Source organism: Arcicella aurantiaca (assembly GCF_003148625.1).
Classification (GTDB): domain Bacteria; phylum Bacteroidota; class Bacteroidia; order Cytophagales; family Spirosomataceae; genus Arcicella; species Arcicella aurantiaca.
Map to the genome: position 1 here is coordinate 92447 of NZ_QGGO01000008.1, position 13909 is coordinate 106355.

General features: G+C 34.9%; 13 protein-coding genes. 5 read left to right on the forward strand and 8 right to left on the reverse strand.

Going from position 1 to position 13909, the window contains the following annotated elements; all coding sequences use genetic code 11:
- Positions 1-126: 126 nt before the first annotated feature.
- Both LV89_RS09535 and gyrA read right to left on the reverse strand, forming a co-directional pair.
- Positions 127-1587, reverse strand: a complete 1461-nt coding sequence (locus LV89_RS09535) for a tetratricopeptide repeat protein (RefSeq protein ID WP_109742660.1) — start codon at positions 1585-1587, stop codon at positions 127-129.
- 141 nt (positions 1588-1728) lie between these two features.
- Positions 1729-4314 (reverse strand): DNA gyrase subunit A, encoded by a 2586-nt coding sequence (gene gyrA / locus LV89_RS09540; RefSeq protein WP_109742661.1) that lies wholly within the window; start codon positions 4312-4314, stop codon positions 1729-1731.
- A gap of 234 nt (positions 4315-4548) precedes the next feature.
- On the opposite strand from gyrA, the gene LV89_RS09545 reads away from it, so the two are divergent.
- The 5 genes from LV89_RS09545 to LV89_RS09565 all read left to right on the forward strand — a co-directional run bounded on the left by LV89_RS09545 (position 4549) and on the right by LV89_RS09565 (position 8918).
- Positions 4549-5082 carry a guanyl-specific ribonuclease gene (locus LV89_RS09545; RefSeq protein WP_109742662.1) on the forward strand — a complete coding sequence of 178 codons (534 nt, stop codon included), beginning with the start codon at positions 4549-4551 and terminating at the stop codon, positions 5080-5082.
- 62 nt (positions 5083-5144) lie between these two features.
- A complete protein-coding gene (locus tag LV89_RS09550; RefSeq protein ID WP_109742663.1) occupies positions 5145-5744 on the forward strand; it encodes a hypothetical protein in 600 nt (199 codons plus the stop codon).
- Between the two features lie 175 nt (positions 5745-5919).
- Positions 5920-6576: a M949_RS01915 family surface polysaccharide biosynthesis protein gene (locus tag LV89_RS09555; RefSeq protein ID WP_211321184.1), complete on the forward strand. Its 657-nt coding sequence runs from the start codon at positions 5920-5922 to the stop codon at positions 6574-6576.
- 17 nt (positions 6577-6593) lie between these two features.
- The gene (locus LV89_RS09560; protein ID WP_109742664.1) at positions 6594-7007 is read left to right on the forward strand and encodes a barstar family protein; all 414 of its coding nucleotides are present in this window, start codon (positions 6594-6596) and stop codon (positions 7005-7007) included.
- Between the two features lie 120 nt (positions 7008-7127).
- Positions 7128-8918, forward strand: a complete 1791-nt coding sequence (locus LV89_RS09565) for a purple acid phosphatase family protein (protein WP_158279555.1) — start codon at positions 7128-7130, stop codon at positions 8916-8918.
- 49 nt (positions 8919-8967) lie between these two features.
- Here the strand turns inward: LV89_RS09565 and LV89_RS09570 are convergent, their stop codons facing one another.
- From LV89_RS09570 to LV89_RS09595, 6 genes are all read right to left on the reverse strand, one after another.
- Positions 8968-9492, reverse strand: coding sequence for a hypothetical protein (locus LV89_RS09570; RefSeq protein WP_109742666.1), 525 nt, complete (start codon positions 9490-9492; stop codon positions 8968-8970).
- Between the two features lie 19 nt (positions 9493-9511).
- A complete protein-coding gene (locus tag LV89_RS09575) occupies positions 9512-9910 on the reverse strand; it encodes a lipocalin family protein (RefSeq protein WP_146199120.1) in 399 nt (132 codons plus the stop codon).
- A gap of 75 nt (positions 9911-9985) precedes the next feature.
- Positions 9986-10834: a hypothetical protein gene (locus LV89_RS09580; protein ID WP_109742668.1), complete on the reverse strand. Its 849-nt coding sequence runs from the start codon at positions 10832-10834 to the stop codon at positions 9986-9988.
- Positions 10821-12359: a tail fiber domain-containing protein gene (locus LV89_RS09585; protein ID WP_109742669.1), complete on the reverse strand. Its 1539-nt coding sequence runs from the start codon at positions 12357-12359 to the stop codon at positions 10821-10823. Before LV89_RS09585 ends, LV89_RS09580 begins: the two co-directional genes overlap by 14 nt.
- 96 nt (positions 12360-12455) lie before the next feature.
- The gene (locus LV89_RS09590; protein ID WP_109742670.1) at positions 12456-12995 is read right to left on the reverse strand and encodes an SgcJ/EcaC family oxidoreductase; all 540 of its coding nucleotides are present in this window, start codon (positions 12993-12995) and stop codon (positions 12456-12458) included.
- 73 nt (positions 12996-13068) lie between these two features.
- A complete protein-coding gene (locus tag LV89_RS09595) occupies positions 13069-13896 on the reverse strand; it encodes a helix-turn-helix domain-containing protein (RefSeq protein WP_229201496.1) in 828 nt (275 codons plus the stop codon).
- Positions 13897-13909 lie beyond the last annotated feature (13 nt).

The window sequence follows — 13909 nt, forward strand, 5'->3', positions numbered from 1 at the left end:
TGTTAAATAAAACATTCTGAAATAAATTAACGCTCCTATAAAACGATTATTTCCAAAACTTTACAAAATAAAAAGGCGTTGAACAATTTTGTTCAACGCCTTTTACAATCAATACTTTTTGGAATATTATTCTCCTAAAGCTTTCAATTTTTCTTCCATCTTTAAGATTTGGTATAAGCTTCTCAAACTTGACTTTAAATCGTCTTCTTGTTTGATTGAATAAGCTTTCTCAAAAAATGGTAATGCTTGTTTGAATTTCTCTGTTGCTAAGTCTTCTACTGCTTTACCTTTCGCTTTATAAGTATTCATATCCATCGAATCAACTTCTTTCTTAATTACTACGGCTTCGTTGAAGTTCATAACACCTAAGTTAAAATTGATGTCGTAATTATTAGGATCTAATTCTAAAGCTTGCTTATAATATTTAGAAGCCTGAGCTTTTGCTGCATCTTGTTTAGCTTTCGCTGCATCATATTTTTTAGTAACCTCTGCTAAATTTACAGCACTTGCTGCTTGTTGAGCCGCTTCAGCATTCAATTCATTTAAAGCTGTTGTTGCCTCAGCTTTCATTTGAGTAACCTCTCCTATTTGTTTTTTAGAAGCTGCTGCTATTTTAGGGTCTTTTTTAACTTTGTCTGACAAACGTTTAATTTCTTCGTCAAAAGCGGAGATTTTATCTTTTTGTGTTTGGATTTTTTTATTCAATCCATCTACATTTCCTTTTGATAATTGCTCTCTGTAACCACGTAATTCACTCTCTAATTCATTCGCTTTGTTTTCATACAAGATACCTAAGTTCAATATTTCTTGTGAAACTTTAGAACCACCTGCCACAGAAGCCTCTAATTCTTGGATAGCTGCATCAATTTTCTTGAAACCTAATAACATATTAATTTTCTCAGCTTTCAAGTCTTTATTAGCAGGATTCAAAGCAATACCTTTGTTGATTGTGGCCATTGCTTTTTCTTCATTGTTTTCTACTTTATAAATTTGAGCTAAAGCATAAACCATTCCTGCATCCTTCCCTCCTAACTCCATGAATTTTTCGTAACCAACTTTTGCTGCTGCGTCATTTTTTGCTAATTGACCAATTACACCTGTGTACATGGCAGCAGTTGTATCTTTGGGTGCTACTTCCATACCCATTTGTAGGTCTTTCAATGCTCCTGTAAAATCTTTAGCTTGGTATTTTGTAATACCTGCATCCATAAATGCAGCATACATCTTCTGTCCTTCTACTTCTGGCTTACCTTCTTTGTCCATCACCATTGTCAAATATTTTTTTGCAGGCGATGCTGGGTCAATAGCAAGTGCTTTTTTGAAAGAGGCTAATGCTTTATAAGCTGCTGTTGGTTCTTCTGTTGTTAAGACTGCATCTCTTGAATTTGCAATATCTAAATATGCTTCCCCACGTGTAAGCCATGTTTTTGCTTTCAATGAATCTTTTTTCATGATTGATTCATCTGCTTTTTTCTTAGCGTCAGCGTATGCTTTGCGATTTGCTTCAAGCATCAATTTGTCCACTTGAGCGAAGGTTGCTCCTGCTGTCATCAAAATAGCAAAAAGAGCAAGGGTTAATTTTCTCATTGTTGGTTGGAATGGTTTGTTTATTATTGTTCTATTTAGATATGGGATAATTTGCTGTTTTAACGAACTTATGTTTCAGAAGTTACATTCTTAACAAAAGTTTAACAAATTGTCTGGATTTTCATCCAGACAATTTTAATTTTATTCTTCTCCACTTTCATCAGCTAAAGGAACACTTCCCTCCTCTTCCACTGACGATTGTATATCAGAACTGACTTCGGCAGTTGCTTCAACAACTACTGCATCTGCGTCAACTACAACTTCTTCTTCAGGGTCTTTTACGATTTTGGTTACTGAAGAAATCTCGTCAGATTCATTTTTCAAACGAATTAGCTTCACTCCTTGCGTATTACGTCCCATTACACGAAGGTCTGCTACGGCGATACGAATTAAAATACCTGATTTTGTAATAATCATCAAGTCATTATTATCAGTTACTTCCTTGATTGCGACCAAGTTACCCGTTTTCTCTGTAATGTTAAGAGCTTTAACGCCTTTACCACCACGGTTTGTCAAGCGATAATCTTCTACATCTGAACGTTTACCGAAGCCTTTTTCTGAAACTACTAATAATTGTTGAGTTTCTGGGTCTTCAATACAAACCATTCCGATTGCTTTTTCGGTCAAATTATCTTCATCAATCCAGATACCTTTTACACCCGCTGCTGAACGACCCATTGGACGAACTCTTGATTCTTCAAAACGTACTGAACGACCAGTATTCGTAGCAATGATGATGTGATTATTTCCGTTTGTTAAAGAAACATCTAATAAACGGTCATTTTCACGAATCGTGATGGCAATGATACCATTTTGACGTGGACGTGAATATGCTTCTAAAGTTGTTTTCTTTATTGTTCCGTCTTCTGTACACATCACAATAAAGTTATTATTGATATAGTCAGGGTCGGTTAATGATTTCACATTGATAACCGCACGGATAGAATCGCCACTTTCAATGTTCATTAAGTTTTGAACAGGACGTCCTTTGGCAGTTTTTGAACCTTCAGGCACTGCATAAACTCTTAACCAGAAACATTTTCCACTTTCAGTAAAGAATAGCAACCAGTTGTGCATAGTTGCCGTGAAAAGGTGTTCAGTATAATCGCTATCTTTTGTAGCAACGGCTCTTGAACCTACGCCACCTCTACCTTGTGCTTTATATTCACCAATTGGAGTACGTTTGATATAACCTTGATTAGAAACAGTAATTAACATTTCTTCATCGGCAATCATATCTTCTACCGAGAATTCATCGTCCGTCATGTTGATTTGGGTACGACGAGCATCTCCGTAACGTTCTCTGATTTCAATCAATTCTGTTTTGATGATTTCTAATTGACGTTCTGGTTTTGCCAAAATATCTTCTAAATCATCAATTAAGCGTTTGATTTCTGCATATTCAGCCATGATTTTATCACGTTCCATACCTGTCAAACGCTGTAAACGCATTTCAAGAATAGCTTTAGACTGAATTTCAGAAAGTCCAAAATTAGACATCAATCCTGCTTGAGCAGTATTTGGGTCTTTTGATTCACGAATAAGTTTAATTACTGCATCAAGATTATCAAGTGCAATAATGAAACCTTCTAAGATATGAATTCTTTTTTGAGCTTCACGCAAATCGAAATTTGTACGTCTTACGATTACTTCGTTACGGTGTTCTACGAAATAATGAATCAATTCTTTTAAGTTCAAGGTATAAGGACGACCTTTTACAAGGCATACGTTATTTACCGAGAATGAATTTTGAAGAGCTGATTGTTTGTAAAGGTTATTCAAAACGACATTTGGAACGGCATCACGTTTCAAATCAAACACGATACGCATACCTTGACGGTCTGACTCATCACGAATTTCTGAGATTCCTTCAATTTTCTTATCGTTCACCAAATCAGCACATTGTTTAATCAATGATGCTTTATTGACCATGTATGGAATTTCCGAAACGATAATTTGGTCTTTACCTGTTTTTGAAGTTTCAAATGTTGCATTTCCACGAACAACAATACGTCCACGACCTGTTTCAAAGGCATTTTTGATACCTGAAACTCCGTAGATTGTACCACCCGTTGGAAAATCTGGAGCTTTGATATATTGCATTAAACCTTCAATCGTAATATCACGGTCTTCGATATAAGCAATAATACCACTCACAACTTCCGTTAAATTGTGCGGAGCCATGTTGGTTGCCATACCTACGGCAATACCTGATGTTCCGTTTAATAGAAGATTGGGGATTTTTGATGGAAGAACTGTTGGCTCCATCAAAGAATCATCAAAGTTTGGTTGAAAATCAACCGTTTCTTTATTCAAATCTCCTAATAATTCCTCTGCAATACGCTTTAAACGTGCTTCGGTATAACGCATAGCCGCTGGAGAGTCTCCATCGACAGAACCAAAGTTTCCTTGACCATCTACTAATGGATAACGTAATGACCATTCTTGAGCCATACGAACCATTGTATCATAAACTGAGGTGTCTCCGTGTGGGTGGAATTTACCAAGAACTTCCCCTACGATACGGGCTGATTTTTTGTAGGACTTATTATAATTTACCCCCAATTCGTCCATCCCAAAAAGGACACGACGGTGAACAGGCTTGAGTCCGTCACGGACATCGGGTAAAGCACGGGAAACAATAACGGACATTGAATAGTCAATGTACGCTCCCCTCATTTCGTCTTCAATGTTAATGGGGATAATGTTACTGGTTTGTTCTGACATAGTTTTTTTGAATGGATTGGATTAGCAAACTCAGCGAAAGGTTAGGAAATTCTCGCAATGCTATCCTTTTGAATTCAAGTAAAGATTTTTGACATCAATTAATAACAAAACATTACAGATTAATGTACTTATTATACAAATTTCGTGAAATTTGGGGTGTTTTGCAAATATTGACCATAATAGATGCAAAGCACAATGAGTTTTCGGTAAATTTGTTAAAAAACAGATATTATAATGAAATTATTCTCGAAATTAAATCTCCTTTTTTGTTTCTTTTTTCTACTTATTGGCACATTAGCGAGCTGTCAACCTACTGACAAAACGAATGTCAATCAAGAAAACAATCATTCTGAATATGAAAGTGATAGTAATTATTCACGAAAACATAAGAAGAAACACAAAAAACGTAATCGTAGAGAGAACTCCGACAATGAGAACTCAAAATATAGCTCTGAGAATCGCTCAAATGATAGGCAGTCAGACATTAGAACAGGCAACGCTCCTGAGAAAGCCTTAAAAGTTTTGAAATATGTCCGTGAGAATGGCGTAGCGATAGATGGATATGTAGGTGGACGCAAATTCGGGAATTATGAAGGCTTACTTCCCAAAAATGATGCGTCGGGCAAGCGAATTAACTACCAAGAATGGGACGTAAACCCAAAAGTAAACGGCAAAAACCGAGGAACAGAACGATTAATTACGGGTTCAGACGGAAAGTCATATTACACTAATGACCATTATCGGAGTTTTGTTGAGGTTAGGGAGTAAAATGTTGTCGAGGAAAAAGGACGAAATGAAGTAATATGCAAAACATCTAAAAAATAACTTTTATGGCAGATGAAAATTCAACAAAACCTTATGTGTTTATTATTGAAAGTTTAGAATTTAAAGATGAAGAAAAAGGATATTTTGAAGGAGAAGTCATTTCAAAAATTTTAAATTTTTCAAACATTGAACATAAGTATTACTATATCAGAACTAAAAAAGAATTAGAACATTTACTTGGCGAATTTGTAAGGCTAAATTACCGTTATTTACACATTTCCTGCCACGGAAATAGTAAATTAATATCAACAACATTAGACAGAATAACATTTAAAGAACTTTCATCTATAATTGCTGACAAGCTATGTAAAAAACGTCTTTTCCTGTCTTCATGTCTTTCAACTAATGATAATCTTGCAAAAAGCATATTTTCAGAATCTAAATGCCTATCAATTATTGGACCTGATGAAGAAATTAATATGGATGACTCTGCGATATTTTGGGCTTCATTTTATCAAATAATGTTTAAAGATAACTCAACAGGAATGAAAGCAGAAGAATTAAAAACGACAATTATTAAACTAAAAAAGCTATACGGAGTACCTTTAAAATACTACAAAAAAAACTCACAATCTAAAATAGGTTGGGAAGAAGTAGATATATAAATCCTTCCCGTTTTTTCCGCCATTGTTGGTGTTCTTTTCACCATTGTTGGTGTTCTTTTTCACCAACAACTCGTGCGTAAGCAACCTTATAACTAACTATAACAGAAAACACTAATTGGATAAAACCTTCCCGAAAGTTTTGAACTTTCGGGAAGGGAAAACAAAACACATCACAATGAAACAAAACAACAAGCCTTACTTTAAACTTTTTTTCGCAATAACAGTCTTATTTTCAACAAATTTATTAGGACAAACGCCCATAAAATCTACTAAATTGGATGTTAATAAATTGCCTTACTTTATTAAAGTTGATGGTAAAGCCCAAAATGCGGTTCGGTGGACGGATAATTTGGGAGATAATATCGTAGTCACTTCCGAAACAGGTAGATATACACCCAAAAAAGCAAAGGAGAACGAAATAGAAGAAGCAAACGCTGACCTGTTTGCTTATCATTATATTATTACTAATAACCAAGCTCAACAAACATGGAAAGTTTATGATTTTATCAAGGATTGCCCTTTAGACATAGAAGCTAACTATGTAAAAAATACTTTTCAAGTAACAGACCTCGATAAAAACGGTGTTGCAGAAGTTTGGCTTATGTACAGAACCGTTTGTCATGGTGATGTGAGTCCTTCCGACATGAAAATTATCATGTATCAAGGTCAGCAAAAATATGCTATGCGAGGTAGAGCTAAAATTAAATATGGCGAAAAAGAATTTGAAGGCGGAGAGTATAAACTTGACCCAGCCTTCAATAAAGCTCCAAAAGTAATTATTGATTTTGCTAAAAAACTATGGAATAAAAATATATTACAAACATTTGAATAATTAAAACCTTATCAAACATGGCAAATTATACCATTTTACAATCGTTATCCGACAGACATTCTACCGAAAAAACGTTGGTAGCCAATATAGACGGCGAGCAAGTTGATACGCTTGATAAATTTTATGAAGAGTTAATCGCTCAATTGAAGTTTCCTGACAATTTTGGACGTAATTTTGATGCTTTCGACGAAATGATTAATGATTTGGATTGGTTAGATGAAACCACTATCAAAATCGTTTTCAAAAATTATGATGAATTTCTTTCGGAAGAAAATGATGAAAGTCGTGAGATTTTACTAACTATCCTCGACGATGCCGCTGCCGAATGGAAACGCAATGACGATACAAAAAAGCTAAAAATGTATATTGAACCTTCTGAATTAGCAGAAGATGATTTGGAAACTTTGGGTATTGAATATAAACAGGATTAAGCGTTAGGTAATTGATGCCCGACCAATCCATTTTAGATTTGAAAATAAATGATGAAGTATAAATTCCTAAGTATTAAATATTTAATCGTGTTGTTGCTATTGTTGAGTTTAACAAAGGTAATGTCACAGAAAATTGTACGTGGACCTTATCTCCAAATGGCAAGCCCTACGAGTATGACTATTCGTTGGAGAACAGATATGCCAACTACTTCAAAAATAATCTATGGCATAACAAAAAATAATTTAAACCAGTCAAAATCAGACGATTCTCCCAAAAAAGAACATATTATAACCATTGATAATTTAATTCCTAATACAAAATATTTATATATAGTTGAAACGGGAAATACAATTTTATCAAGTGCTGATATTTTTTTTATAACTCCACCACTCATTGGCACAGAACAAACCGTAAGAATTTGGGCATTAGGTGATATGGGTATGGGAACAGATGTTCAGTCGAAAGTTTATCAACAATATTTAAAATTTGTAGGAAATAATTACACTAATCTTTGGCTACTCTTGGGTGATAATGCCTACGCACAAGGCTATGATTGGGAGTATCAACAACGTTTTTTTGAGTATTATCAAACAGACCGTTTGATGATGCAAACTGCTATTTTCCCTTCTCCCGGTAATCACGATTATACCCCAACCACCAATCGTGTAATTGAAGACCCTATTTTGGACTATTTCAAAATCTTTTCGATGCCCACTAATGGCGAAATTGGCGGAGTGCCTTCTAAATCAAAAGCTTACTACTCTTATAATTATGCCAATATTCATTTTGTCAGTTTAGATTCTTACGGAATTGAGGCGTTAGACAAATATCTTTATTCGCCCGATAGTAAGCAGATGAAATGGTTGGAAGAAGACTTGAAAGCCAATAAACAAAAATGGACGATTGTCTATTGGCATCATCCACCCTATACAATGGGTTCACATAATTCAGATACAGAAATTGACTTAAAAACTATCCGAGAAAATGTAGTTCCAATTTTAGAAAGATACAAAGTTGATTTGGTTCTCAATGGACATAGCCACAATTATGAAAGGTCTCAAAAAATAAAGGGACATTATGGCTTAGAGGCTACTTATAATCCCAAAGTTCATACATTTGGTTCGTCTAATGGGCGTTATGATAATTCGCCAAATTCTTGTCCTTATGTTACAGATAGCAAATCTCCTGAAAGTCAAGGCATTGTATATGTGGTAAACGGTTGTGGAGCTGCCAATGGCGGTGGACAAGTAACTTATCCTCACGATGCGATGGTATATTCTAATAATAAAGATGGAGGTTCTTTATTTATAGAAGTTTCGGGCAATCGTTTGGAAGCTAAATTCATAACCGAAGATGGTAGTATAAAAGACCAATTTTCTATTTTTAAGGATGTCAACAAAAAAACTGAATTGAAATTAGAAGCCAATCAAAAATCACTTCTTTTAAACGCATCATGGGCTGGTACTTACAATTGGCTACATGATAATTCAAAAATTGAAGCTGTTTCAGTCTCTCCGAATGTTACCACAAAATATATCGTTCAAGATAACCAAAAGTGTTTGCAAGATGAATTTACCGTAAAAGTTGCCACTACTTATACGCTAAAAGACTTTAACTTGACAGTTACCAAAAGTGGCATGGCAATAGACTGGCTTACTACTCAAGAAAGAGGAATTGTTCAATTTACAATAGAACGACAATCGCAAAATGGAGAATTTAAGCCCATAGCAGTCATACCAACAAAAACAAAAAATCAATTTTCAGATAAAAATCTCTTTTATAGATATTTAGATTACGTAAAATCAGAAGAACAAACGGTTAATTACAGAATAAAAACTACTGATAATGAAGGCGTTAGTTATTATTCCAATATAAAATCAGTAAATACTGTTTTGAATATCACAGATTAGCAAAAACATTAACTCCTGACAACTTCACAATCGTTGTCAGGAGTTTTTTTTATTTTTTCATTAATTCTAAAGAGGTAAAAACTTCGTCACCATCACTATTGAGCTGACGGGCTTCTTCCAACAATAAGGTTTTGTCAGTTTGTTCCAAAAATTGATAAATGAGTTTTACATTATCTGGAGCGTCCATAACAATAAAACTTCCTGTTGTAAGAAAATTGCCATTTTTTCCTCCTACTTCAATTTTCCATTTACCAGCTTTATTGGTACTACAATTCCACTGACCCAAAGTACCTGTTTGTCCAGCATTATCCCAGTCTGACCCCGCTTGAATACAACCATCATAAGTACCATTACTATAAAATATATACGCTAAACCTTCTCTGAATCGTCCGAGAGGAATTACGCCTCCTACTTTTCGGTTTTTCCAAACAGTGGCAGATTTCACTTCCCATCTTCCTAACAAAGCTGTTATATAAATTGGCTGAGAGGATGATGGCGTTGGGTCATCAATTTTAGTTGAACACGCTAATGAAGTAATAAAAATAAATACAATAATAAGGTTTGATAGTTTCATAGTTTTTCATATTTGAGAATTATTCTTTTCGTTTTAGAAGGCTTTGCTGCTTCGGTATAATTGGCGTCATGGTCATAGTATTACCCGAAAAATCCAAGTCATAATTTATATTTAGGATTTCCTTTCCTGATTTCTGATTCATAATCAACTGATTCCCAAGAACTTTCCAATTAGCTTCCGTATTTGGAATACTTTTACAGTCTTTTGGAATAACCATAAAGTGTTTTCCTGATTGTTCAAAAACATATTTAATTTCTGTAATACACGGAAATGTACTTTCCATCAGTTTTTGTAGGTCATCGGTTTTGCCATTTGTGTATTCTAATACAGACGAAACCCTTTTCCAAGTACCTACAATATTTTGAGAATATGTATTAGCACATACACATAACAAACTGATTATCAATATCTTTTTCATTATTTTATGGAAGTATATACTTAATGTCGCACGGGTGAGGTTTTGCGACATTAAGTACATACTTCCGTTATTTTATTATTTTCCAGATTGATAAATACTATATAAAAAGGCTTTGCTAATACGAGTGGCGGCACTTTCACAAAGATGTCCTTGTCCTTCGGGAGCATCAACGCCTTGACTTTTACTTGGACAAGTTGATGTTGAACGATATTTATTACAAATTGTCCAAACACCATTGAGATTACAACTGCCATTATCAGATTCTATTTCTTGTAAATCACAAATATTGTCTTTATCCTTAAACGTATCTTTCATCCATTGAGCCATTTTCATTTTGGCGGCATTTCCATCGTCTTTACTCACAATATAAATCAATGGTGGTGTAACATGGACAAAACGTAAATCAGGAATTTGACTTCGTAAATCATCTATCAGTGTTTTGTAAGCCGTTTTAACCTGTTCGAGATTAGCGTCGGTAATATCTGCGTAACCAAACTTAAAAATGGCAATTTTAATAATACTTTTATGGGCTAAAGCATTGTTTTTAAACTCAGTCATTTTCCCGATTGGATTACCATTTGACACACTAAACACATTGCCACTCAATCCTTTAGGTTTTTCATTTAGGTCAAAATATTCAAATTTAAAACCGTTATTATTGGCACCATCTTCCAAATCTCCACCGACAGATTGGTGCATAAAAATGGTATTCCAATCTTTAATTCTATTTTTTTCGTTAGTGGCTAATTTATCCCAAGCGTCAATACTCAGAATACCATTTACCCCTGCTTGCCCCTTTCCTATTCCTGTGGGCGTGGTTGGATTTGTAGTAGTTCCTGTATTGGGGTCAACCTCCGTATTTTTATTACAAAAAGTAAAAGTTAGTGCTACAAATAGTAGCAGAATTAATTTATTTGTTTTCATTGTTTAGAGTTTTTTCAATTATAGCTTCAAATTTATTATCCGAAATATTCAATAATTCTTCGATTTTCAACAACCGTTTTTGGAGTATTTCATTTTCATTTTTTAAAGATTTTACACTTTCTACCAAATGAGGAATCAAACCCGTATAATCAACTGATAAATAGCCATCTGACCCTATATTGACCAATTCTGGAAATATTTTCTGAATCTCTTGGGCTATAAATCCCGTTTGAAGATTTAGATTTTTCTCATTTCGGAGATAGTAGTTATAGCCCTGTAAACTCACTACTGATTGAAGAGAATTAGATAGAGCTTTGAAATCTTTTTTCAAACGAATATCAGAACAAATAGTTGGGGCAGTAGCATGGCAAATTTGCCCCGTTGCAACATTCCAACGCTGTACCCAGTTATTATAGCCGTAACCCCAAAGTCCCATTTCATTACCCAACCCCATTCCAATAAAACCTTCTCGGGGCGTATTTCCATTGGTAAACTCTATACCTGCCGTACCATTCCCTCCTTCATAAATTCTAAGTCTCCCAAAGAATTCACCACCGTAAGATGAGGCAGATGTACCTTTGATTCCTATTCCACTTGTTGAAGAACCATAAATTCCGTAGCTACTTTGACTACTGGCATAAATTGACATACTTGTATTGGTAGATGACCAAACGCCCAAGCCATTATTGATGGATTTAGCATAAATGGCAGTCCCAGAGTTAGCTTCTGCCGATATTGCATAGCCAGAATCTGCAAATGATTTAATAGCAATGCCATTACTGCAAGTTGCCGATAGTCCTACGCCATTAGTCGTTCCTGCAATTACACCCGTACCAGACGCAGAAAAACCTTGTACACCCGAATACCCACCATCTGCAACCAAACCTGTATTTTGTGACGTAGCATAAATGGCTGGATAAGTCACTCCTGTGGCATAAATTGCTTGTTTTGTGGCAGAATAAGCTGAAATTCCAACTCCATTTGTTGATGATGCTGATATGCCTGTACCATTCGTGGAAACTCCTGACAATCCAGTTCCAGATGTTGATTGTCCATAGATAGCATTTCCAGAAGTAGAAAATCCAGAAACAGCCGACGACGTATTAGATTGAGCGTAAACTGCTGGATTATCAGTCGATGATACAAAAATACCTGTACTTCCATCACCTACGTTTACTCTTAACAGTCCGTCATAATCATTATTATTAAGTCCAATCAAAATTCTATTTCCATCATTTTGCATCAATCCATCTGATACCCAGCTACTTCCATTATTTCTGAGTGTTTGATTTAATAATCCACTTGGTAAGCCAAAACTCAACCAACTGCTCCCTTGACTATACTGCAAAACATTATCCGTTGAGTTGTACAGTACCGTACCTGCACCCAAACTATTTGGAGCGGGACGAGTGGCAGTTGTATAATTGGGAAATCTGATTCCCAGAGGACTCAAAACGTAATTCTGAGAGTGTAATCCATTAATAAACAACACATTACAGAACAATACCAGAAATATCTTTTTCATCTGATTATAAATTTTAGTTATTTTCAATGGTATCAGATGGAACGCTTAATCATTACTTTGGGTGTCAAAATTTTGAGGTGGGCGTTTCATAAAAACTTACTGTTTTTTAGCAGGATTCACCCGTTGGGCATATTCATCGACAACCGTATTTTGTCCTGCGGTTAATAACCATTTATTATTTTTCTTCACAAAAACCATCGTCAATAAATCATCCGTTTCTGGTCTTTTGTTATTTCCTCTATCTACACCATCAGGAGGAAAAAAAGCACCAACATGACATAAAAGCGTCGTCACAGCGACATCAGGCGTAATAAACCTTACCGAAACTTCTTTTTTTGTAAAAGGTACATTTTTAAAAATGGCATCAAAAATTGCCTGATGCGACATTTTTACTTGTGGTAAACCACGCCAATACATTCCTACAATATTTATCCATTCTACATCTGAAGTTGTATAACTTTCCATATTTTTAAAATCGTGGGTGTTCCAATCTGCCACCATCAAATCAATTCTGCTTTTTATATCTTGCTCATCCTGATATGTTTGGGCATAAGTAGTCACTGCACCTAAGAGCGTTATGATAGTAAAAACAATAAAAAAATACGTGTTTTTAAGTTTTGAAATAAAGTTTTTCATTTGTCCCGAGTGTTAAAGTCAAGACAAAATTAGTGGGCGTTGGAAACGTTTTTAATGTAAAAAAACGACATTATTAAATGTAAATAGCTCTTTTACCGTCTGGAGATGAAAGTTCTTGAGCAACTAACATCGAAGGTGTTACTTCGGCAAATGCTTTAAAATCACGCATTAAATGAGCAAAATCGTAATAATCACAAGTATATGCAATAGCGAGCCAATCTAAATTTGGTTGCTTCATTTTCATCTGATAAGCTCGATTAAACCGAACAATTCGACTGTAATATTTGGGATTCATTCCTAATCTATCACGAAATTTACGTTCAAATTGTCTTGGACTTAAACAGGCTTGGTCTGCCAACCAATCTAATGAAAATGATTTATCGCCATCTTTCATAAAAGCTATCGCACGGTCAATTGGCTGATTATCAATCGTTAAGCGATTCACTTTTTTCAATAAATAATTATCAATCAAAGAAATCATTACTTGATAATTATTAGTTTCTCGCAGTTCTTCATTCAAAAATTTCATTTCATTGTCAGAGAAGTCTTCTGCGTCAACTTCTTTTTCCTGAAATTCCGTAATCGGAATTTTTCCTAATAATTGGTGCATCATTCCTGCTCTAAAACAAACCTGAATCACCAAATGGTCTTCACCAAACTGCAAATTTATCCTTGAAGTTTGCTGACCTACATAAATACTTGATGCGGAATCTCTTATTTCAGACGAACTATGTACAATATTTTTAACAACGTCTCTCGGATAAAAATACAGCGATTGTTCAGCATCAGGCGGAAATGGTTTTATTCTTTGCTCGGCAGAAACACCCTTCACTTGTACGTGCAATAACATATAATGACTTACGAAATTTCGTAAGACTTTGGTAGGCAATATGTTAGGCATGAAAATCATAAAA

Excerpts from the sequence above, each read along its gene's own strand:
- LV89_RS09535 (WP_109742660.1), bottom strand. The coding sequence starts at position 1,587 with ATGAGAAAATTAACCCTTGCTCTTTTTGCTATTTTGATGACAGCAGGA.
- gyrA (WP_109742661.1), bottom strand. The coding sequence starts at position 4,314 with ATGTCAGAACAAACCAGTAACATTATCCCCATTAACATTGAAGACGAA.
- LV89_RS09545 (WP_109742662.1), top strand. The coding sequence starts at position 4,549 with ATGAAATTATTCTCGAAATTAAATCTCCTTTTTTGTTTCTTTTTTCTA.
- LV89_RS09550 (WP_109742663.1), top strand. The coding sequence starts at position 5,145 with ATGGCAGATGAAAATTCAACAAAACCTTATGTGTTTATTATTGAAAGT.
- LV89_RS09555 (WP_211321184.1), top strand. The coding sequence starts at position 5,920 with ATGAAACAAAACAACAAGCCTTACTTTAAACTTTTTTTCGCAATAACA.
- LV89_RS09560 (WP_109742664.1), top strand. The coding sequence starts at position 6,594 with ATGGCAAATTATACCATTTTACAATCGTTATCCGACAGACATTCTACC.
- LV89_RS09565 (WP_158279555.1), top strand. The coding sequence starts at position 7,128 with ATGTCACAGAAAATTGTACGTGGACCTTATCTCCAAATGGCAAGCCCT.
- LV89_RS09570 (WP_109742666.1), bottom strand. The coding sequence starts at position 9,492 with ATGAAACTATCAAACCTTATTATTGTATTTATTTTTATTACTTCATTA.
- LV89_RS09575 (WP_146199120.1), bottom strand. The coding sequence starts at position 9,910 with ATGAAAAAGATATTGATAATCAGTTTGTTATGTGTATGTGCTAATACA.
- LV89_RS09580 (WP_109742668.1), bottom strand. The coding sequence starts at position 10,834 with ATGAAAACAAATAAATTAATTCTGCTACTATTTGTAGCACTAACTTTT.
- LV89_RS09585 (WP_109742669.1), bottom strand. The coding sequence starts at position 12,359 with ATGAAAAAGATATTTCTGGTATTGTTCTGTAATGTGTTGTTTATTAAT.
- LV89_RS09590 (WP_109742670.1), bottom strand. The coding sequence starts at position 12,995 with ATGAAAAACTTTATTTCAAAACTTAAAAACACGTATTTTTTTATTGTT.
- LV89_RS09595 (WP_229201496.1), bottom strand. The coding sequence starts at position 13,896 with ATGCCTAACATATTGCCTACCAAAGTCTTACGAAATTTCGTAAGTCAT.